We start from the raw sequence: 22,539 nt of genomic DNA on the forward strand, positions 1-22,539 counted from the left end.
GTGAAGCCCCCCTCAAGATGAGATATCCAGACTCGAAAGAGTGAGAGACCCCTTAGAGACGATGAGGTAGATAGGGCAGAGATGGAAGCACAGTGATGTGTGGAGTTGACTGTTACTAATCGGTCGAAAGCTTGACCTTAGAAAGTTATTGGAATAGAAAAAAGATAGTTTGTGTGTAGTTTTGAAGGTACATACCTTTTGGCCCGGTGGCTCAGCTGGTTAGAGCGCCGCCCTGTCACGGCGGAGGTCGTGGGTTCGAATCCCATCCGGGTCGCTTATCTATAAAGATATAATTTAGTAATATGGGATCTTAGCTCAGCTGGGAGAGCATCTGCCTTACAAGCAGAGGGTCATAGGTTCGAGTCCTATAGGTCCCATTTTGCCGATGTGGCTCAATTGGCAGAGCAGCTGATTTGTAATCAGCAGGTTAACGGTTCGAGTCCGTTCATCGGCTTTGTTATGATTATCAAAGCATTTTCATAATTGAATATGGGTGGATTCCCGAGTGGCCAAAGGGGACAGACTGTAAATCTGCTGCAAATTGCTTCGGTGGTTCGAATCCACCTCCGCCCATTTAAAAATTAATAATTATCTATTATCGCGGGGTAGAGCAGTCTGGTAGCTCGTCGGGCTCATAACCCGGAGGTCGTTGGTTCAAATCCTTCCCCCGCAACTCATGCCCAGATAGCTCAGTTGGTAGAGCAGAGGACTGAAAATCCTCGTGTCACTGGTTCGATTCCGGTTCTGGGCATATGGGATATTAGCTCAGTTGGTAGAGCACTTGACTTTTAATCAAGTTGTCCGGGGTTCGAATCCCCGATGTCTCATGAAAGCTCAGTAAATATTTTATTTACTGAGCTATTTTTTTTGTCTTAAGAATTAAAATATAAGGATATAGAAAAGAGATATTAAGAAGTAAAGAGAGATATGAATACACCAATATATAATAAATTAAAAGAGCTAGACTCAGAAAAAAGAATACCTTTTCATATGCCAGGCCACAAAAGAACAGATTTTGGGGCTTTTTTTGGTATAGAAAAAATGGATATTACAGAAATTACAGATTATGATAATCTTCATGAACCAGAAGGTATCATCAGAGAATCTATGGATTTAGTAAAAGATATATTTAAAAGTACAGAATCCTGGTATCTTGTTGGAGGTAGTACTCTTGGGATTCTTGTATCTATTTCTTCGGTATGTAAGCCGGGAGATAAGATTTTAATAGGCAGAAACTGCCATAAAGCGGTTTATAACTGTATTCGACTTTTACAGTTAGAGGCCGTTTATTGTTATGCAGACATTTCACAAAAATATGATGTATGTGTTGACATGAAACCTGAGATGGTAGAAAAGAAATTAAAGGAGAATCCGGAAATAAAAGCGGTTGTACTTACTTCACCTACTTATGAAGGGGTTGTAAGCGATATTAAAGGAATTAAAAAGACTATTCAACCATATGGGATTCCATTAATTGTAGATGAAGCACATGGTGCACATTTTGTTTTTGATAAATATTTTCCTGACAGCGCAACAAAACAGGGGGCTGATCTGGTGATTCAAAGTACGCATAAAACATTGCCTTCGTTTACACAGACAGCAGTATTGCATCTTTGTTCGGATTTGATAAAAAAAGAGCAGGTGGAGGAAATGATAGATATTTATGAAACGTCTAGTCCTTCGTATCTTTTAATGGCATCTGCAGAGTATGGAATTATGTATATGAAAGAGGAGAAAGAACAACTTGCTCAATATGTGGATAACCTTAAAATTTTCCGAAAGAAATGTGAACAACTTCAAAAAATAGAATTACTTGATCAAAAAAAGTTAGGATGCTTTGCCTACGATAATGGAAAGTTGGTATTTTCCGTAAAAAATTGTGGGATTAATGGAAAAGAATTATTTCATCTATTATATGATAAATATCATATTGAATTGGAGATGGAGAATCTTACTTATGGAATCGCCATGACATCTGTATGTGATACAAAAGAAAATTTTGAGAAGTTGTGGGCTGCGATTTCTGAAATAGACAAAATGTATGACTGTAGAGAAAAACAAAATGAACTGGAAAAGAAAACCCAGCCAGAAAGTTTGATAGGAGAAAATTTTGTAACAAAAAATTTGGAGTTCGTATATCCGCCGAAAATGATGGAATCATGGCAATGTCGGGGACGTCAGGTAGAGAATATAAAGTTATCTGATGCAGTAGGAAGAATTTCCGGGAAATATGTGATGATTTATCCGCCAGGAGTGCCAATATTAGTTCCGGGAGAAAAAATACTGAAAGAAACAGTGGAAAATATCAGTCAATATTTATATAATGGATATAATGTACTTGGATTATCTAAAGAGGATCAGGTGCAGGTACTTCTGAAGGGAGATTTTATTAGATGAAGGGATTATTTATTGTGATGGAGGGTCCGGATGGTTCCGGAAAGACTACACAAATAAATTTGTTAGAGCAATATTTAAAAGAAGCAGGATATGAATGTCTGATTACAAGAGAGCCGGGAGGAACAGTAATAGGAGAAGAGGTAAGGGAGTTAATTCTTAATCCGGAATATAAGGAGATGTCTCCGGTTACAGAGATGCTTCTTTATGCGGCATCCAGGGCACAGCTTGTACATGAGGTAATCGGACCGGCTTTAGAAGCAGGAAGAATTGTTATAAGTGATCGTTTTGTAGATTCATCGATTGTTTATCAGGGAATTGCAAGAAATCTTGGGATTTCTACGGTAGCAGCTGTAAATGCACCAGGAATCGGTATTTATCGTCCAGATGGGATTTTCTTTATTGATTTATCAGAGGCAGAAGGAATTCGCCGCAAGAAGAATCAGAAGAAGCTTGACCGTATGGAGCAGGAGAGTATAGATTTTCATCATCTGGTTTCAGAAGGATATCGTAAAGTACTTGCAGAACGACCGGAAGTTATTAAAATTGATGGTGGAAAAGACATTGATGTTATCCAGAAAAAGATTCGCAATCATGTGGATGAATTATTAAAGAAAAAGAATCGTTAAACAACAGAAACCGATAGAGTCGTTATTAGATAAGTGATTACCAGGAAAGATTTTTGAGGAAAGATCATGGCTGATATAAATGATATTTTAGGAAATGAAAGAGTGAAAGAACATTTTATTGCTGCTGTGCATCATAAAAAGATTTCCCATGCCTATATTATTGAAGGGGATAAGGGAAGTGGAAAGAAGATGCTTGCGTCCGCCTTTTCTAAAATATTGCAATGTGAAACAAGGCAGAAAACAGAGGAAGAAAGAGCTTGTAATCAATGCGAATCATGTATACAGATGGAAAATAAAGACCATCCAGATGTGATATGGGTTTCTCACGAAAAAGCGGGAGTGATCAGTGTCGGAGAAATAAGAGAACAAGTCGTAAATACTGTAGATATTATGCCGTATAAAGGTCCGTATAAAATTTATATAATAGATGAAGCAGAGAAGATGAATGTGGCAGCGCAGAATGCGATTTTAAAGACGATCGAGGAACCACCGGAATATGCGATTATTTTTTTATTGACAACAAATCGTGGAGCTTTTTTAGATACCATACTTTCAAGATGTATTCTTCTTGAAACGAAGCCGGTATCGGGAAAAATGATTGAAAGATATTTAGGAGAGCGATACAAAATTCCAGAAGAGGAAGCAGAATTTGCAGCAGGATTTTCTCTTGGAAATATAGGAAAGGCCGAATCTATCATATTGTCTGAAGAATTTCGGGAATTAAAAGATTTGACGTTAGATATTTTACGATATATTCATGAGATTGAAAGTTACGAAATTGCGGATAAAGTAAAAGAATATAAAAAATACAAAGCTCGAATTGATGATTTTTTTGATATCTTTCTTATGTGGTTTCGAGACATTTTATTATTAAAAGCGGATACGTCACCAAATAAAGATATAGCCAGAAGGAAGATTATTTTTAAAAATGAGTATATATCTTTGAAAAAACAGGCAGACAAATTAAAGATGGATTCGATTGACTATATTATTAATAGAATAAATCGTGCACGAATCCGGATAAAATCAAACGTAAATTTTGATGCAACGTTGGAATTGCTTATTGTGGAAGCAAGGAGAGAATTTTAATTCAAAAAGGCTTTTGCATTCTTGTATCAAAGAGGTCAAATAGAAGTTTAAAATAGAGAAGTATAAAATAAAGAAGTATAAGATAGAAAAATATAAGATACAGAATAGGAGGTTATAATGGCCAAAGTAATAGGAGTTCGTTTTAGAGACAATGGTAAGATATATTATTTTTCTTCTGAACAGTTTGAGGTGGAAGTAGGACAGAATGTTATCGTAGAAACTGCACGTGGTGTGGAGTATGGAAGAGTGGTACTTGGAAATCGTGAAATTCATGATGAGAAGATTATTTCCACGCTAAAACCAGTTATTCGAATTGCGACAGAAGATGATGATAAAGTACAGGCAAATAATAAGATCAAGAGCAAAGAAGCATATGGTATTTGTCTTGAAAAGATTAAAAAACATGAGTTGGAAATGAAGCTTATCGACTGTGAGTATACATTTGATAATAATAAAGTATTATTTTATTTCACTGCAGATGGAAGAATTGATTTTCGTGAGCTTGTTAAAGATCTGGCATCTGTCTTTAAGACAAGAATCGAGTTAAGACAGATTGGTGTAAGGGATGAGACAAAGATTAAAGGTGGAATCGGAATTTGTGGAAGAAGTCTTTGCTGTAATACATTTTTATCTGAGTTTGTTCCGGTATCGATCAAGATGGCAAAAGAGCAGAATCTTTCTCTGAATCCAACAAAGATTTCCGGAGTTTGTGGAAGACTTATGTGCTGCCTGAAAAATGAGCAGGATACGTATGAGTATCTTAACAGCAAGCTTCCGAATGTAGGAGATGAAGTGAAAACGTCAACGGGTGTCAAGGGAATTGTTCAGGAAGTCAGTGTATTGCGACAGAGAGTGAAACTTTTGGTAACAGATGAAAAAGGAGAAAAGGAACTTATAGATTATAAAGTAGATGATCTTGTTTTCCGTCCTCGCAAGCGCAGAGAAAAAGTAAAAATGGATGATGAACTTAAAAAGTTAGAAGCGATGGAGAAGAAGGAAAGAAAGTCAAAATTATAAGGAAAATAAAATAGGATATTTATATGAAATTAGTACAAATAAAAGAAAAGGAGCGCATCGATGACCTTCAAATAAAAGAGTATCATATTATCCAGAAGACCGATGGCTTTTGTTTTGGCATTGATGCAGTACTTCTTTCTGATTATGCCAAAGTAAAAAAGAATAGTCGAGGAATCGATCTTTGTAGTGGTACGGGGATTGTTCCAATACTCATGGATGCAAAGTATCCGATTGCTCATGTAGAAGGTTTAGAATATCAGGAAGACTATGCGGAGATGGCAGAGCGTTCTGTTCATATGAATGGACAGAGTGAAAGGGTATACATCGCCCATGGAGATGTCCGTCAGGTAAAAGAAAAGTATAAAAGAGAAAGCTTTGACTGGGTAACCTGTAATCCTCCTTATATGATAGGTGCGCATGGACTTAAAAATCCCGATTACGGAAAGGCAATCGCACGACATGAGATTACCTGTTCTCTTGAAGATGTAGTACAGGCTGCGAAGTGGCTATTAAAGCCGGGAGGACATTTTTACATGGTACACAGGCCATTTCGACTGGCAGAAATCATTTATACATTAAAGCAATATAAATTAGAACCTAAAAGAATGAGACTTGTACATCCTTACATTGATAAAGAGCCGAATATGGTTCTTATTGATTGTGCAAAAGGCAGAAATCCGAGAATTACGGTGGATTCACCATTGATTGTATATAATAAAGATGGTTCTTATACCGATGAGATCTATCAGATATATGGAGAGATGAAGAATTAAAATGGCAGGAACATTATATTTATGTGCTACACCGATTGGTAATCTTGAAGATATGACCTTTCGGGCGGTACGAATTTTAAAAGAAGTGGATCTGATAGCGGCAGAAGATACAAGAAACAGTATAAAGCTTTTAAATCATTTTGAGATAAAGACAAAGATGACCAGCTATCATGAATATAACAAAGTTGATAAAGCAGTTTATCTTGTAAATAAGTTAAAAGAGGGATTAAATATTGCGGTAATTACGGATGCAGGAACACCGGGAATTTCAGATCCGGGAGAAGAATTAGTAAGACAGTGCTATGAAGCAGGAATTACAGTGACTTCTCTTCCCGGTGCTTGTGCCTGTATTACAGCGCTTACCATGTCAGGTCAGCCAACAAGAAGATTTGCATTTGAAGCATTTTTACCGTATGACAAGAAGGAAAGAGCACAGATTTTAGAGAATCTTCGTAATGAGACAAGAACGATTATTATTTACGAAGCGCCGCATCATTTAAAGAAGACTTTGAAAGAGTGCAGGGAATATCTTGGTAACCGAAATATGACGGTATGTAAAGAACTGACGAAGCGATATGAGCAGAAGCGCAAGTCAACTCTCGATGAAATGATTGCTTATTATGAGGAGAACGAGCCAAGAGGGGAGTATGTTTTAATCTTTGAGGGAAAGAGTTTACAGGAACTGAAAGAGGAAAAACAACAGGAATGGAATCAGCTTACTGTGCAGGAACATATGGATCATTATCTTGAAAAAGGAATGGATAAAAAGAGTGCGATGAAACAGGTAGCAAAAGACCGCGGAGTAAGTAAAAGGGATATTTATCAGGAATTGTTGAGATTAAATTAAAGTCAAAGTAAAGAAATTAAAATAAGTGAACAAAAATTTAGAAGAATTCGGGAGATGCTATATTTCCCGTTTTTTTCTGTATAAAAATCTTCACAATAGAAAAAAATGTGGTAGAATTTATTTGTTTACAGACTTACTGTAGAAATAAGGAAAAGAGGACGAACATAATGGAAGAATACTTGCGTACCTATTGTGAAATTGATTTAAAAGCAATCAGGAAGAATTATATAAATATCAAAAAAAAGACTGGAGATAAGGCAATGACAATGGCCGTTATAAAAGCAGATGGTTATGGTCATGGTGCTGTAGAAGTTGCACATTATCTTAGTGATATCGCAGATTATTTTGGTGTTGCTACGATTGATGAGGGAGTAGAACTGAGAAAGGCTGGATTAAAGCAGCCGATTTTACTTCTTGGTTATAATTCTCCTTCTCTTTATTATAAGAATTTAGAGTATGGTGTAGACCAGACGATTTATTGTTATGATACGGCGAAAGCGATGTCCGAAGCGGCTGTGAAGGCTGGAAAGACGGCTAGAATTCACATTGCATTAGATACAGGAATGACAAGAATCGGTTTATCTCCAGATGAGAAAGGGCTTGCTATTGTGGAGCAGATTGCGAATCTGCCTAATATAAAAATCGAAGGATTATTTACGCATTTATCCTGTGCGGATATGACAGATAAGGCATATACAGAAAGTCAGATGAAGAGATATGATTATTTTGTAGAACTGCTTGATAAAGCAGGAATCAAGATTCCGGTAAAACATATCTGTAATAGTGCCGCTATCATGGAATATGATGACCATCGTTATGATATGGCAAGAGCAGGAATTATTCTTTACGGAATGTACCCTTCTGATGAGGTGGATTTTTCTAATTTAGAGTTAACACCGGCAATGAGCTGGTATTCACATGTAGTGAATATTATGGAGCCGGAGATGGAACGTGGCGTAAGTTATGGAGCAACCTATGTGGTTGATCATCCATGCCGCCTGGCTACGGTATCGGTTGGATATGCAGATGGATATGCAAGAAGTCTTTCGAATAAAGGCTGGGTATTAATTCATGGAAAGAAGGCTCCGATCGTAGGAAGAGTATGTATGGATCAGATGATGGTAGATATTACAGATATTTCGGATGTAAAGCTTGAAGATATCGTAACCCTGATTGGAAAAGACGGTGATAATTTTATTAGTGTAGAGGATATGGCAAATCTTGCAGGAAGCTTCAATTATGAATTTGTATGTGATGTAGGAAAGAGGGTTCCGAGAGTATACAAAAAATAAGTTTGATGTGATTATGTGATAAGAAAGAGAGAAGTGTATGAAGTTTAATAAGAAAGTTATAATCTGCATGATTATGATTTTGAGCATGCTGCTTGGCGGGTGTGGAACCTCTTTAGGAAGTTCAGTAAAGAAGGTAAAGCTAGATCCAGATAATCCGACAAAGGTTACAATATGGCATTATTATAATGGAGATCAGCTTGAAGCATTTAATAAGCTGATAGACGAATTTAATGGCAGTGTTGGAAAAAAAGAAGGAATCTATGTAGAAGGAGCTAACTTTGGTACAGTAAATGAATTGAAAGATAGTATTGTCGCAGCAGTAAAGCATCGGACCGGAGCTAAGGCGATTCCAAGTATTTTTGCAGGATATGCAGATACGGCATATGAGGTAGATAAGCTTGGTTATGTGGTAGATTTAAAAGAGTATCTGACAGAGAAAGAACAGGAGAAATATATCAAAAGCTATATAGAAGAAGGAGAATTTTCCGGAGATGGAAGCCTAAAAATTCTTCCTACAGCAAAGTCAACAGAAGTTTTTATGTTAAATAAGACAGATTGGAATAAGTTTGCAGGAGCTACAGGAGCTGATATTAATGATTTAAAGACAATAGAGGGCGTGACAAAAACGGCTCAGGCTTACTATGAATGGACAGACAGCCAGACAAAGAAGAAGAATGATGGAAAAGCATTTTTTGGAAGAGATGCGGTAGCAAATTATTTTCTTATTGGTGCAAAACAGCTTGGCACAGAGATTTTTTCGGTAAAAGACGGCAAAGTTACGCTTAACTTTGATAAAGAGATTATTCGAAAAATCTGAGATAATTATTATGTGCCATTTGTAAAAGGATACTTTGCGTCTTCCGGTAAATTTAGAAGTGATGATATTAATACAGGGAATATTCTTTCATTTGTAGGATCTTCTGCCGGAGCGACATTTTTCCCTGATGAAGTTATTGTAGATGATACAAGGAGTTATCCGATTGATATGGAAGTACTCGAAGCACCTAAGTTTGAGGGTGGAGAGAATTATGCAGTACAGCAGGGAGCTGGTATGGCAGTAACAAAGACGGATGAAAAGCAGATGTATGTATCTGTTCAGTTTTTAAAATGGTTTACAGAAGATGAGAAAAATATTCAGTTCTCTTTGGCCTCTGGTTATCTGCCGGTAACGAAAACGGCAAATGACGTCAAAAAGATTGAGAAGACAACAAATCTGACAGGAAATAATGAATTGTCAATTGTTAAGGTGGCAATTGATACAGTAAATCATAATACATTGTATACTACAAAAGCTTTTGAGAGTGGAACAGATGCGAGAAATATTCTGGAATATGCTATGTCTGATAAAGCAAGTGCAGACAGAAAGACGGTAGTCAAACGTCTGAAAAAAGGAGAGTATTTTGATGAGGCAGTAAAAGATTTTGTAAGTGACAGCAATTTTGATACATGGTATGAGGCAACGAAGGCTGAACTTGAAAAGCTTGTAAAATAAAATGTAATTTGGAAAAGGAGAAAATGGTGGAGAAGATAAAGAGTGTTCCAATCAGGCAGAAATTATTAATACCGATGCTTTTTTTAGTGATCATAGAAAATCTTTTGTTGGTTGGAGCTATTTTCGGAAGCAGACTCCTTTCCTATGTGGAAAATAAAGAAAAAGCAATTTTTTATGAGAAAGTAAGCAATCGAAAGAATTATCTGGAAAATGAAATGCTGACTAGATGGTCTAATGTAAGCAGTACTGTAGAGGAGATAAATCATACTGCACAAAAGCTGATAGATACCAACGTAATTTCATTGAAAACGCTAGATGACAGTTCGGAAGACTGCCTTCCCCTATTGGAGAAAAGTTCTTCAAAACTGATTAATTTAATGAGAACGAATCAGGTAACAGGTGCTTTTGTTGTTTTAAATACAGATAATCTGGAAACAAAAAAAGAAAAAGGTATTTTTGAAAATAAACCAGGAATTTATCTGAGAGATTTTGATCCTTCTTCCACTCCATCTCAAAAAAATGAGGATTTACTGTTTAAATATGCACCGAAAGCATTGACGCAGAGTATGAATATTTCTCATGGTAAGACATGGAGACCATTATTTGAATTTCAAAAGATAGGTGATTATGGGGCATATTTATATGAGCCATTTCAAGCAGCTTTAAAAGAAGCAAATCCAGAGGAAATAAGCTTAAAAGACTTTGGATACTGGAGTATGCCATATAAACTTTATGATGACAGTCTGGAAGTGATTTCTTATTCAGTGCCTTTGATTTTGAATGACGGAACAATCTATGGAGTATTAGGAGTTGAAATTTCTCTTGATTATCTGCAAAAACAGCTTCCAAATACTGAATTACTAGATAATGAACAAGGTTCTTATCTTTTGGGGCTTGAGAGTGGTAAAGCAGGAGATTTCCAGAATATTTTAATTAATGGAATGATTTATTCACAGGCAGCAGGCAATCAGAAAACAACACAAATTGTACAAAAAGGTGAAGATTACGTTATTAAAAATCAGGATAAGATAATGTATGCTGATGCTGAATATATTGATCTGTACGGAGAAAATACAGAATTTACAAATCAGAAATGGGCAGTGATAGGAATTGTTCCAATGAATAAACTGCTTGTATTTTCCGGTAGAATTATAAATACTTTAATAGGTGCTGTAATGATTTCTTTACTGATAGGTATCATCGGAGCGTTTATTATCAGTTCAACGATTTCAAAACCGGTTACCCGCCTGATACGACATGTGAAAAGTATAAGACTTTCAGAGGAAATGCAGTTTATTCAGACCGGAATAGAAGAAGTAGATCATCTTTCCCAATCTCTTAAAAATCTAAATGAAGAAGTTGGGGATACGGCAAGAAGATTTTCGCGGATTATTAACATGGCGAGTATCGAACTTGCAGGATTTGAGATTAATCGTAAAGAAGGAACTGTTTATTTTACGGGAAAGTTTGCTGAGATGTTTCGCCTTGAAAAAGAAAGTTTTTATGATAGTTTCTCTGATATAACTTCAATAGAAATGTTTGAAATGCTTATGAAAAAGTTGAAAGAGTATGAAGTGGAGGAAAAGGCACAAAAAGAGAATGAAGTAATCTATCTGATTCCAGATGTAAAGCCCCATTATCTTCGCCTTACACTGAATGATACCGGAGATTATTGTAGTGGATTGATTGAAAATATAACAGATATGGTGATAGAAAAAGAACAGATTGAATATGAGAGAGACCATGATCTGCTTACCGGTCTATTAAATCGCAGAGCGTTTCACCGCATTTTGAAAGAGCTGTTCCTGCAGGGAGAAACCACATTAAAGATTGCTGCTCTTGTTATGATTGATTTAGATGGATTAAAATATGTGAATGATACATATGGTCATACATATGGAGATCAGTATATTAAGAGTGCAGCAGAAGTATTTGTGGAATCTGTACCGGAAAATACGCTAATATCCCGTCCGGGTGGTGACGAGTTTTATATTTTATTTTATGGGTATTCGAGCAGAAGAGAGATACAGAGTTATTTAGATCAGCTCGAAAAAGATATCAAAGATCAGTCGATACTTTTACCAAATGGAGAACCATTTGTGTTGCATTTGTCAGCAGGAGTAGCATGGTATCCAGATGATACAACAGATAGAAAAGAATTTATGCAGTATGCGGATTTTGCAATGTATCAGATTAAACGTACAGTGAAAGATCAGTTTGGTGACTTTGATAAAGAAGCATATCGTACAAGTCAGGAACAATATAATAAAGAAAAAGACTGAGTGAGTTTTATGCTGAATATATTGTGGGTACTTATGATTGCAGGAGGAATTTTATTTGCGTCATTTCATGGTACGATGGGAAAATTAACCGAAGTTTTTATTTCATCTTCAACAGAAGCAGTGAATTTATGTATTTTTATGCTGGGAGTGATTGGTGTCTGGAACGGAATGATGGAAATTGCAGTAAAAAGCGGGCTTATGAAGAGAGTTTCAAAGGCAATGTATCCGTTTATTCACTGGCTTTTTCCAGATATTCCTCCTCAGCATAAAGCAAATGAATATATTGCAGCAAACATGGCGGCGAATATCCTTGGTCTTGGCTGGGCTGCAACTCCAGCCGGACTTAAGGCGATGAAGGAATTAAAGAAGCTGGAAAATACATATGAAGCATCGGATATGATGTGTGCATTTCTTGTGTTAAATATTTCATCGCTGCAGCTTATTCCCATCAATATGATTGCCTATCGCAGCCAGTATGGTTCTGTAAATCCGACAGCGGTAGTTCTGCCGGCAATCTTAGCAACTATGATTTCAACTTTAGCAGGAATTCTATTTATCAAGGGAATGGAGTTTATAAGATACAATGGGCGAAATAAGAAGAAACGGAGACGATTACAGTGAAGTTTCTTCTTTATTTTTCGAATTTTATCGTGCCGTTTACAATGTTTTATATTATTGTATACGGATTTTTTAATCATACCGATGTCTATGAAAGTTTTTTAAAAGGAGTAAAAGAAGGATTTCATATAGTAATCGAAATTGCGCCAACGATGATAGCACTTCTCGTTTCGATAGGAATATTTCGAGCTTCAGGAGCTTTAGACAGCTTTTCTGATCTCATTACTCCCTTAGGAAAAGTCCTTCATATTCCAGCAGAAATCATCCCTGTTTTTATCGTAAGAATTTTTTCTTCATCGGCAGCGGTAAGCTTTGTACTTGATATTTTTAAAGAGTACGGACCGGATTCTAAAATGGGAATGATCGTTTCTATTATGATGAGTTGTACGGAAACAGTTATTTATACGATTACGATATATTATATGAGTATCAATATAAAAAAAACAAGATGGACTTTACCGGGAGCAATGTTTGCAACAATAGCAGGAGCAATTGCAAGTGTGATAATCACAGGGTATATAACTCCATAATAAAACAGACGAAACGCAAAAAGTATAATTATTGCGACCATCTTTACAGTTACAATAATTATACTTTTTGCGTTTCGTTTGTTTCTAATGAATTAAACTAAAATTACAGAAGATAATCAGGTAAGTCAACTCCAAATCCATGATGAACAAAACCGATATGTTCCAGTGTAATGTGTTCAATAGAAATCTTATTTAACGTCATATGCTGCATACTGCTTCCCTCCCAACTTAAATTCTGTTATTTTATTATAACAAAAGAAAATCTATTTGAATAGAGGATAATAGATGAACTTCGGCTAATTTTTGGGCACAAATAGAAATTTTTTTGACATTAGCTTTTAAAAAAGAAATACAATGAAAAAGGATAAAAGACATGAAATAAAGACATTTTTAATAATGAGCTTTTTTGAAATGTGAAATTGTCCAAGAAAAAAGGTATGAAATGAAAAAAAATTATGAATATTGTGAATTGAAAAAACAGAAAAATATTATATAATAAGAAACGTTGAAAAACGAGTTGAGTCCTTGCGACGAGACCTTAAATATAAATCTTAATTTTCCCCTTTAACTGCTTTGCAGATTCTATATGGTGCGTATCGAGTCATAATGATGACGTCGATGCGTTTTTTTTATTTTAAAAGGAAATCTGTTATAATAAATATATTTATGAAGGGAGTAACGTAGATGGAGTATTTAGATATTAGAGATAAGAATGGTAATCCTACGGGAGTGATTAAAGAACGTTCTCTCGTTCATGCAGATGGAGACCTGCATGGGACTTCACATGTATGGATCGTGAAAAAAAATGAGAAGGGCAGTTACGACTTATTATTACAGAAGAGAAGTGAGAATAAAGATGCCTTTCCAGGATGTTATGACATTTCTTCCGCAGGACATTTGCCGGCAGGACAGGATTATCTTACCTCAGCATTAAGAGAGCTTGAAGAAGAACTTGGAATAAAAGCAGAGCCGGAACAGCTTCATTTTATGGGCTTACATGAAGGAAAGTGTGAGGAAATTTTTTATGGCAAACCGTTTAAAAATCATGAGATCAGCCATGTCTATTTATATTCTGAACCAATAAATATAAAAGAATTAAAATTACAGGAAGAAGAAGTACAGGAAGTGTGCTGGATGGATTTTGAAACCTGCTGTGAAAAAGTAAAATCAGGGGATAAGAAATATTGCCTCTTTCCAGAAGAACTTAAAATGATAAAAGAATATTTAAAAATTTGATTTCTGAGGGGAAACAGACGAACAGCAAAAATTTATATAAAATAGAATGTGAAGATAGTCGCGGCATAGAAAATGCCTGGCCGGCATTTTTATTTGCTCCGACATCACATTCTATTTTATATAAATTTTTGCTGTTCTGTTTGTTGGCTCCAGATGGAATCTTCAGAAGAGAAAAATTTCTTGTTGTAGGATTTCATGTAGAAGTGAAGTTATCATGCGTCTAATATAACTAAATTTTAAGTATATACAACAATTAGAATGTCAGTCCTTTAGAATTTAATTCCATGGAAATCCATATCCTTCTGGAAAATTCCCATTCCTCCAACCTTAGATTAGCCAGAAAAAAGAAAAAATGATATATCCCAGATGCGTCTTCGGAGCGTGTTTAAGATGCGGACGAGCATTTTAAACACAGCGACTACAGAGCAGATGGGATATATCATTTTTTCTTTTTTCGTCTACACCAAATCAATACTTTACTTTTTGCCAGATTTCTTCTCGTGAGAGTGAGAAGTTCTCAGCAATGATTCTGGCGATTTCCATGAAGTGATCATTCATCTGATCAATGTTTGGATACTTGTGGAAAAGATACATTAACTTTTTGATCCACTCGATGCCTTTATAATCAAATGGGTCTTTGGATAAGATATCACTTACCTGATAAGGAAGAATCTGCATCCAGATACTCATACGGGCCAGAAGGTGCATAGTAAAGTAAATCTGGCGAGTGGATCCATATTCAGCCGTATTGGTGTAATGTTCGCCGTAATACTGAATATTATTGATGGTTTCTTTATGTAAAATATCTATCTTACTATTATTAATATCATACTTGACGCGGATACCATAACGGTGTTTCAGCCATGCGGCATATCCTCTTCGTTCGGCATGGTATTCAGACCAGTGCTGGAATAATACAGTTTCGGGATCATCAAATAACTGTCGGTAAGAAGTTAGATGATTCAGGCGGGCATAGTCTCTGTAATCACAGATATGGGTTAATTCATGGAAGACAAGGCGGTAGACCTCACAAAGTGGAGAACGTCTTAAATAAGGCTCTTTAAATATAAGAGTAAATGGTTCATCCATATGCTTTGGATACTTCATACAGGCAGCAACATGCTTCCAGTTTTTGCGTGCGGCTGCCTCATCAAGACTTCGAGAGTCTTCTTTATTAAAACCATATTTTTTCTGACAGGTATACATATCATCTGTCAATACAATCTGGACATTTAAATTCTTTATTTTAAAAAACTGAATATAAGAGTTCATAATTCTGTTGATTGTCTTCATCATAATGCTGCCCCCATAAGCCCAAATAGAGCCTGTTTCCCTTTTTATTACTGATTAGTATAACACAAAATATATATAGGGTCAAAATGTATACAAATTTTAGAGGAAAGAGCTTGATTTTCTCCTTTTTTTCCCTTGTTTCGTAAAGTGAAATGAACTATACTAGAAAATTGCAGGATATAATAGAGGTTTTGTATATATTAAGAAATTTTAAAGAGGAGGAAGGAAAATGGACAAGAAGAAAAAAGCTGGTCTGGCGGTGTTGATCATCATTGCTTTGTATGTTGCTGCATCAATCTTTTTTCAGTATCATTATTTTATAGGAACAAAGGTGAATGGATATTCCTGTGCATTCCGTAGTGTTTCTAAAGCGAAGGAACTAATTAAGAAAGATGTTAAGTCATATAAGATTACGATTAAGGAAAGAGATAAAAAGAAGGAAAGTATTTCATCCTCTCAGGTGAAGCTTGCATTTAAAGATGACGGAAAGCTGGAAAATATTAAGGCAGGACAGAAGGGATATGCGTGGATCACAGCATTATTCCAGTCTCAGAATTATAAAGATGCGATTACTTTAACGGTAGATAATGATGCGTATAATGATACATATAAAAATTTAAATGCATTTAATAAAGATATGGTAATTGCGCCGGTAGATGCATATTCTACATATGATGCAGCATCGAACAGCTACAGTATTGTACCTGAAGTTTACGGAAATACAGTAAAAAGAAAGCAGTTTAAGCCAATATTAAAAGAAGCAATCTTAAATATGGAGCGTAGTATCGATATAGAGAAAAAAGATTGTTATAAGAATCCTGTGTATAAAAAAGACACAGCAGAAGTTGTAGCAGCGAATAAAACATTGAATCAATATGTTCAGGAAACGATTACATATGATTTTGATGACCGTACAGAAGAGGTGAATGCAAAGAAACTTAGTAAATGGTTATATGAAACGGATAAGCATGAAGTTAAGGTTCATAGCGAGATGGTTGCAAAGTATATTAAAAATCTTGCAAAGAAGTATGATACGGTTGGAGTAAAAAGACATTTTAAATCGATATGCGGTAATGACGTAGAAGTCAGCGGCGGTACCTATGGCTGGAAGATTGATCAGGAAGCAGAAACTGCCAATCTGATCAAAGTTATTAAACAGGGAAAGTCTGTTAAGAGAAAGCCGGAATATGCTCATCGCGCAAAAAGTCGTAAGAAGTTTGATATTGGGAATACTTATGTAGAAGTAAGTTTAGGTGAACAGCATATGTGGTTTTATAAGAACGGGAAAACGTTAGTTTCTACAGATGTTGTAACCGGAGATATCAGTAAAGGACATGGAACACCAACCGGTGTTTACTACATCCTTTATAAAACAACAGATTATACGTTAACCGGTCAGGGATATGCCTCTCACGTAGACTACTGGCTTCCATTCATTCAAATTGGTGTAGGAATTCATGATTCTTCATGGCGTGGAAGTTACGGTGGAGGAATTTTCACTTATGATGGTTCCCATGGCTGTGTAAATACACCAAGAAGTGCCGTTCAGAAAATCTATAATAACATCGAATCTACCTATCCGGTAGTTGTGCATTGGTAAATAATTTCTGATTGTGTAAATTTATAAAAATTAAAAAGTATTCTATAGTAGCAGCTAAATTCACATGTCTAAACTTTTTATGTTACTATAGAATACTTTTTTATTTTTTGTAGAGCAGCTAGAATTATAAATCGGTTAGAAGGTTTGTGGCCGTTCGTATTTCTTTACGTAGACGATTACTATGGCGGATTGCCTGAATAATATCCTGTTTGGATAAGGTTGTCCGTTCATTAAGGGCTGCATAAGAGAATGCCATTTCTAAAAGTGTCAGTGGGAGTTCAGGGCGTTTCGTGGACTGATCTTCCGGTTGATTTTCTGGAGAGGATATAGCAATCAGGGTGCGTAGTATCTTTTCTGTTGTGTCGGAAGAAAAGGCATTGTATACTTTCGTTTCATATTCAATGGCAGGAATACTTCCGTAAAGAATGGAAAGTGTCAGTTTCTCATCAGGTTCATCTATTGTGATCGGATAAAAACGGCGGGAGAGTGCTTTATCCGGAAGAAGGAACTGACGGTATTCTTCTTTTGTTGTAGCTCCGATTATTTTAATATCACCGCGGTCAATATAAGGTTTTAACATGTTGGAAATATCGTTGTTGGAGCTTTCGGTAGAACCGGCACCGACAATCGTATGAATCTCATCTATAAATAAAAGGACATCCGGATGGGATGCAAGTTCTCCGGCAAGTTTTTTGATACGGTCTTCCATTTCACCTACATATTTTGTTCCGCTTAAAAGAGAGGTTGTTGTTAATTTAAAAATCTTTTTATTTTTGAGAAGGTCCGGCACATTTCCTTTTTGAAGACGGTAGGCTAAACCTTCCACAACGGATGTTTTACCGACACCAGCGTCTCCAATCAGAAGAGGGGACTTCTTTGGTGAAATCAAAATTAATTCCAGATCAGCAATCTCCTGTTCACGTCCAATTGCCGGATTGGTGTGATAGATTCTAGTGGTCATATTATAGGCGTAGGTATTTAAAAATTCGCTGTCAACATAAGCGCTGTCGATATCTATTGAAGAAGATATACCAGCAGTGGCAGTGTCTGTAGAATCTTTTACAACATTTTTATGGGTAGTAAACCATATAGTTCTTGCAGCAAGATAGGAAGAAAAAGAAGAAAGCTCTTCTGGAGATACTGCCTCTAAAAATTGCTGTTCCCGGGCAAAAAATGCAGCAAGCAGGGAAAGAGTATCCTTGTGTGTATTTGGAGAGTTTGTTTCTAATTTTATTTCTAATAAAGAAGCAACAGAATCGAGCCAGTATTCTTTTTCATCACCAAAGAGAGCAAGGGTATTTATTAGTATTTCAGCCAGAAGCTCTTCTGTAATAAAGGAATACTTTTTATAATTCGGCGCATGTTCAATAATTTTTTTTATAATAAGCTGTTTTTTTTCAGAGGACTTTATTAGCACAGAATAAAATGCTTTTTGTACTTTTTCAAAAAGTTGCGTATTCATGAAACAGGATTCAAGTGTTAATAAAGTCATGGAATATGCAGAATAATAAGGCGTTTTTAATGCTTCAAGAAGAGAGGATGTATAAGTAATCCAGGTATCCTTATTGAAGTTTTTGTGTAATTCCAGTTGTTCTTTTAATTGTATACAGTCTGCAAAATATTGATCAAAAGAACTCTTTTCTTCTGGAAAGGAAACATTGAATCTTTCCCGGACTAAATTGCGAATATATTCAAGGTAGAGTTCATCATTGTGAAAAGCGGAAATGCGAGCAGGTGAAAGAAACATACATTGTATACAAATAGTTTCTGGTGCTAAGGGCTGACCTCCTTCTTCTATAATAGAGTAAGCTTTTGTTAATGTATTAGTTATAGAATCCACAATAAATCCCTCCTGATTTTCATGTACTTTTAGAATCTTTTTGTGATTGAACTTCCCATAAAAAGAAGTGTAATAAAATTCCAGAGTACATATTCATATCTTTTTCATAATTATAAGGCATACATGGAAAAAAGTAAAAAAAATATTCTTTTCCTTGCTTTAAAGCTAAAAAGTGTTGAATAAATGAAAAATTTATGGTAGGATAAGGAAGATTTAATAATAAGCAATTATTTTTACAAAAATAAAAGTGTATAAAGGAGTACAGACGATTATGGATATGGATATGAAATTTTTCAGGAAACTGCCGGTACCAAAGGATTTAAAGGAGCAGTTTCCTGCTGATGAAAGAATTGTAAAGATTAAGCAGGAGAGAGATCCTGAGATTCGAAGAATTTTTGAGGGTAAGTCTGATAAGTTATTATTAATTATAGGACCATGTTCTGCTGATAGAGAGGATGCAGTTCTTGATTATGTAACAAGATTGTCAAAGGTGCAGGAGAAAGTAAAAGACAAGATTATGATCATCCCAAGAATATATACGAATAAGCCTCGTACAACCGGTGGGGGATATAAGGGGCTTGTTCATCAGCCAGATCCGGAGAAGAAGCCGGATATGCTGCAGGGAATTATTGCTGTTCGTGAATTACATCAGAAAGCAATTCTTGAAAGTGGACTTACCTGTGCGGATGAAATGCTGTATCCGGAAAACCATCGTTATGTTTCTGATCTGTTATCTTACGTTGCAATCGGAGCACGCTCTGTAGAGGATCAGCAGCATCGTCTGACGGCAAGCGGTGTAGGAATTCCTGTAGGAATGAAGAATCCGACAGGTGGAGATTTATCTGTTATGATGAATTCTATCACAGCAGCGCAGGGGCAGCATGTATTCCTGTATCGTGGATGGGAAGTACAGTCTCTTGGTAATCCTTATGCACATGCTTTATTAAGAGGATATGTAGATAAGCATGGTAAAACATACTCGAACTATCATTATGAAGATTTAAATGAACTTTTTGAATTATATCAGGAACATGAATTGAAAAATCCAGGTGTGATCATTGATACAAACCATGCGAATTCCGGTAAGCATTACCTTGAACAGATTCGTATTGCAAAGGAAGTACTGCATAGCTGCCGACTTTCTAAAGATATCAAAGGACTTGTAAAAGGTCTGATGATCGAAAGTTACATTGAAGATGGTAATCAGCCGATTGGTGGAGGATGTTATGGTAAGTCGATTACAGATCCTTGCCTTGGCTGGGAAAAGTCAGAAAGATTAATTTACGAAATTGCAGATTTACTATAATGTTGTAAATGGATTTCGGTGTTAATTACATAATTATTTATAAATGCTACAATTTAATAGACAGTATTTTAAAAATATCCGGTTTTTTTAAACCGGATATTGAATTTTATGGGGAGATTATGTAAAATGAGACCAAGAGTTGTTCTGTGATGTTGATTATGTTACAATAATTTTAAATAAGTCATTTTTGAGTCATAATCTTGTAATATAATTTTAACAACTAAGAATGAAAGGAAGATGTCGAATGCTTACAGGCAGATTACTGATTTTAAGCAAGAAAGAAGCAGAATGTAAAGAGATGACAGCTTATTTCGAAGATAGCGGGTATAATGTAATCTGGTGCACAGAATATGATGAAGCAGGAGAGATTCTTTCCAGGGGAAAGAACAAACCGGATCTGCTGATTTTTGATGTAGATATACCAAAACGGCGAGAATATGAGACTGTTGAGAAGATAAGAATGTATTCTGACATGGCTATTTTAATGTTGTCACAGGATGATAAGCTGGACAGTCAGTTATATGCCTATTCTAAGAAGATAGATGATTATATGGTAAAGCCGGCACCGTTACCGTTGATAGAGGCGCATGTAGAGGCAATCATACGAAGGACAGTGGAGAAGCGGAATGCAGTAGAAGCTGTAGGTGCCTTATCTATTGATTATGAAGGAAGAAAGATTTATCTTGCGGACAGACCGTTAAAGGTAACAGCGAAGGAGTTTGATTTACTGGAGTATTTTATAAAGCATAAAGGTATGATTTTATCCAGAGATAAGATTCTTGATTCTGTATGGGGATTTGATTATATTGGCGGGTACCGAAGCGTAGACACGCTGGTAAAGAAACTACGAGCAAAGTTAACAAAGGAATATCCTTATATTAAGACGGTTTATGGGGTTGGATACTGTTTTGATATTTAAGGATGATAAACTCACAATTGTAAAAGAGAGGAAGGCGAGAATAATGAAAGTGAAGCGAATTGTTAGTATATTCGCGGTATTATTGTTATGTACATGTCTGATCACACCAATCAGCACAGATGCGGCTGCAAGAGTTCGTGTAAGAACAGTGAAAGGGGTTACCAGTTCTTATAACGGACGAATGAGTTATTGTTATGTGAATGGACAGAAGAGGAAATTAACAAAGTATCCGATTTTTAAGAAGGCCGGAGCATATATGGGACCGGTAGGAGCGATTTTAAAGAACAGTAAGTTAAAGGTGAAGGCAACAGCTAAGGGTGATAAATTAACTTTAACTTATGGTCCAAACACAGTTATTGTACGAGAAGACAGCAGAACAGCAGTAACGAATGGACAGAAAAGTACAATGGGAGCGCCAGTAGTTCATGGGACATACACAGCTACAGGTAAGAGAAGATGGATTGTTCCGCTTAATAGTGTGTGTACAAGACTTGGTATTAACTACAAACTGTCAAATGGAAAGATTTATATTTCAGGAACGACACAAAGTAGTTCAAATAATACGACAGGCGGCACTACAACAACGAAACCGAGTACAACAAGTAGCAAAGAAAAGATTAAGATTGTTATCGATGCTGGACATGGTGGTTCTGACTCAGGAGCTTCCGGGAATGGAATGGCAGAGAAGAATCTGACACTGGCAATCGTTCTTGCAGCAAAAAGATCTTTTGATAATGACAGCAGATTCCAGGTTTCTTATACGAGAACAGCAGATACATATCCAAGTTTATCTCAGAGAGCGAACCTTGCTAACAATAGAGATGCAGATATGTTCCTCTGTGTTCATATCAATTCTGCAAGTGCCTCGGCACGTGGAACAGAAACATTATGGAGTAAGGGAAGAAATTCTGCAACAAAGAAGAATGGCTTAACATCTAAAGAACTGGCTACAGCGATGCAGAAGGCGGCAGTTGCAGCGACAGGATTTAAAAATAGAGGTTTAGTAGATCGTCCAAATCTTTACGTATTAAGACATACCAAGATGCCGGCATGTCTGATTGAATATGGATTTATCAGTAATAAAACGGAAGCGGCAAGAATGAAGGCAAATAAAAGTGTGTATGGAAAAGCATTATATAATGCTGTTGTTAATTTGATGAAAAAAGAAGGCAGATATTAATAGAAGATTATTCATAGAGCATATTGATATTTGCAGAGAAAAATCATATAATGGGTATTGGCAAATCTCACAGCAAGATAATATTTTGTGTTGCTGTGAGATTTTTATGCGACTAAAACACAAGATGTTGTATAAAGTATCATTGCATCATACAAAATTATGTGTTACAATGGCAATGCGTAATTTTTAAAAATTTATAATT

Annotated in this window: 17 protein-coding genes, 7 tRNA genes, 1 rRNA gene and 1 pseudogene; 24 read left to right on the top strand and 2 right to left on the bottom strand. The window is 36.0% G+C overall.

Going from position 1 to position 22,539, the window contains the following annotated elements; all coding sequences use genetic code 11:
• From FYJ25_RS12865 to FYJ25_RS12960, 20 genes and pseudogenes are all read left to right on the top strand, one after another.
• Positions 1 to 139: ribosomal RNA gene (locus FYJ25_RS12865) — 23S ribosomal RNA — on the top strand; the annotation flags it as partial.
• 61 nt (positions 140 to 200) lie between these two features.
• Positions 201 to 274, top strand: a tRNA-Asp gene (locus FYJ25_RS12870).
• 30 nt (positions 275 to 304) lie between these two features.
• Positions 305 to 377, top strand: a tRNA-Val gene (locus FYJ25_RS12875).
• A gap of 4 nt (positions 378 to 381) precedes the next feature.
• A tRNA-Thr gene (locus FYJ25_RS12880) sits at positions 382 to 454 on the top strand.
• A gap of 37 nt (positions 455 to 491) precedes the next feature.
• A tRNA-Tyr gene (locus tag FYJ25_RS12885) sits at positions 492 to 573 on the top strand.
• Positions 574 to 599: 26 nt separating this feature from the next.
• Positions 600 to 673: transfer RNA gene (locus FYJ25_RS12890), tRNA-Met, on the top strand.
• Positions 674 to 678: 5 nt separating this feature from the next.
• Positions 679 to 751 (top strand) — tRNA-Phe (locus FYJ25_RS12895).
• 3 nt (positions 752 to 754) lie between these two features.
• Positions 755 to 827: transfer RNA gene (locus FYJ25_RS12900), tRNA-Lys, on the top strand.
• A gap of 100 nt (positions 828 to 927) precedes the next feature.
• The gene (locus tag FYJ25_RS12905; protein WP_154581460.1) at positions 928 to 2,397 is read left to right on the top strand and encodes an aminotransferase class I/II-fold pyridoxal phosphate-dependent enzyme; all 1,470 of its coding nucleotides are present in this window, start codon (positions 928 to 930) and stop codon (positions 2,395 to 2,397) included.
• A complete protein-coding gene (gene tmk / locus FYJ25_RS12910) occupies positions 2,394 to 3,023 on the top strand; it encodes a dTMP kinase (protein WP_021906236.1) in 630 nt (209 codons plus the stop codon). Before FYJ25_RS12905 ends, tmk begins: the two co-directional genes overlap by 4 nt.
• Positions 3,024 to 3,089: 66 nt before the next feature.
• On the top strand, positions 3,090 to 4,112 hold the full coding sequence (locus FYJ25_RS12915; protein WP_154581461.1) for a DNA polymerase III subunit: 1,023 nt from the start codon (positions 3,090 to 3,092) through the stop codon (positions 4,110 to 4,112).
• A 117-nt stretch (positions 4,113 to 4,229) separates the two neighbouring features.
• Positions 4,230 to 5,129: a PSP1 domain-containing protein gene (locus tag FYJ25_RS12920; RefSeq protein ID WP_154581462.1), complete on the top strand. Its 900-nt coding sequence runs from the start codon at positions 4,230 to 4,232 to the stop codon at positions 5,127 to 5,129.
• Between the two features lie 23 nt (positions 5,130 to 5,152).
• Complete coding sequence (locus FYJ25_RS12925; protein ID WP_154581463.1) at positions 5,153 to 5,902, top strand: tRNA1(Val) (adenine(37)-N6)-methyltransferase; 750 nt, start codon at positions 5,153 to 5,155, stop codon at positions 5,900 to 5,902.
• Position 5,903: 1 nt separating this feature from the next.
• On the top strand, positions 5,904 to 6,749 hold the full coding sequence (rsmI, locus tag FYJ25_RS12930) for a 16S rRNA (cytidine(1402)-2'-O)-methyltransferase (protein ID WP_154581464.1): 846 nt from the start codon (positions 5,904 to 5,906) through the stop codon (positions 6,747 to 6,749).
• 167 nt (positions 6,750 to 6,916) lie between these two features.
• On the top strand, positions 6,917 to 8,041 hold the full coding sequence (gene alr / locus FYJ25_RS12935; protein ID WP_154581465.1) for an alanine racemase: 1,125 nt from the start codon (positions 6,917 to 6,919) through the stop codon (positions 8,039 to 8,041).
• A gap of 85 nt (positions 8,042 to 8,126) precedes the next feature.
• A pseudogene (locus FYJ25_RS15180) lies at positions 8,127 to 9,533 on the top strand (extracellular solute-binding protein).
• A gap of 23 nt (positions 9,534 to 9,556) precedes the next feature.
• Positions 9,557 to 11,815: a sensor domain-containing diguanylate cyclase gene (locus FYJ25_RS12945; protein ID WP_154581466.1), complete on the top strand. Its 2,259-nt coding sequence runs from the start codon at positions 9,557 to 9,559 to the stop codon at positions 11,813 to 11,815.
• Between the two features lie 9 nt (positions 11,816 to 11,824).
• On the top strand, positions 11,825 to 12,436 hold the full coding sequence (locus tag FYJ25_RS12950; RefSeq protein ID WP_154581467.1) for a nucleoside recognition domain-containing protein: 612 nt from the start codon (positions 11,825 to 11,827) through the stop codon (positions 12,434 to 12,436).
• Positions 12,433 to 12,963 (top strand): spore maturation protein, encoded by a 531-nt coding sequence (locus FYJ25_RS12955; protein WP_216412395.1) that lies wholly within the window; start codon positions 12,433 to 12,435, stop codon positions 12,961 to 12,963. The genes FYJ25_RS12950 and FYJ25_RS12955 overlap by 4 nt, the downstream gene beginning before the upstream one ends.
• Positions 12,964 to 13,647: 684 nt before the next feature.
• Positions 13,648 to 14,199: an NUDIX hydrolase gene (locus FYJ25_RS12960; protein WP_096238855.1), complete on the top strand. Its 552-nt coding sequence runs from the start codon at positions 13,648 to 13,650 to the stop codon at positions 14,197 to 14,199.
• A gap of 468 nt (positions 14,200 to 14,667) precedes the next feature.
• On the opposite strand, the gene FYJ25_RS12965 is transcribed toward FYJ25_RS12960, so the two are convergent.
• Positions 14,668 to 15,495 (bottom strand): hypothetical protein, encoded by an 828-nt coding sequence (locus tag FYJ25_RS12965; protein WP_021906462.1) that lies wholly within the window; start codon positions 15,493 to 15,495, stop codon positions 14,668 to 14,670.
• Between the two features lie 226 nt (positions 15,496 to 15,721).
• On the opposite strand from FYJ25_RS12965, the gene FYJ25_RS12970 reads away from it, so the two are divergent.
• Positions 15,722 to 17,092 (top strand): L,D-transpeptidase family protein, encoded by a 1,371-nt coding sequence (locus FYJ25_RS12970; RefSeq protein ID WP_154581468.1) that lies wholly within the window; start codon positions 15,722 to 15,724, stop codon positions 17,090 to 17,092.
• 124 nt (positions 17,093 to 17,216) lie between these two features.
• Here the strand turns inward: FYJ25_RS12970 and FYJ25_RS14910 are convergent, their stop codons facing one another.
• Positions 17,217 to 18,932, bottom strand: coding sequence for an AAA family ATPase (locus FYJ25_RS14910; protein ID WP_154581469.1), 1,716 nt, complete (start codon positions 18,930 to 18,932; stop codon positions 17,217 to 17,219).
• A 271-nt stretch (positions 18,933 to 19,203) separates the two neighbouring features.
• Between FYJ25_RS14910 and FYJ25_RS12980 the strand changes: the two genes are divergently transcribed.
• The 3 genes from FYJ25_RS12980 (at position 19,204) to FYJ25_RS12990 (ending at position 22,337) form a co-directional block, all read left to right on the top strand.
• The gene (locus FYJ25_RS12980) at positions 19,204 to 20,238 is read left to right on the top strand and encodes a 3-deoxy-7-phosphoheptulonate synthase (protein ID WP_096241510.1); all 1,035 of its coding nucleotides are present in this window, start codon (positions 19,204 to 19,206) and stop codon (positions 20,236 to 20,238) included.
• Positions 20,239 to 20,482: 244 nt separating this feature from the next.
• Entirely contained in the window at positions 20,483 to 21,157 is a 675-nt protein-coding gene (locus FYJ25_RS12985) for a response regulator transcription factor (RefSeq protein WP_021906197.1), read from the top strand.
• A 43-nt stretch (positions 21,158 to 21,200) separates the two neighbouring features.
• Positions 21,201 to 22,337, top strand: a complete 1,137-nt coding sequence (locus tag FYJ25_RS12990) for an N-acetylmuramoyl-L-alanine amidase family protein (protein ID WP_167513831.1) — start codon at positions 21,201 to 21,203, stop codon at positions 22,335 to 22,337.
• Positions 22,338 to 22,539: the final 202 nt, after the last annotated feature.

The organism is Anaerobutyricum soehngenii (assembly GCF_009697165.1).
GTDB classification, from domain to species: domain Bacteria; phylum Bacillota; class Clostridia; order Lachnospirales; family Lachnospiraceae; genus Anaerobutyricum; species Anaerobutyricum soehngenii.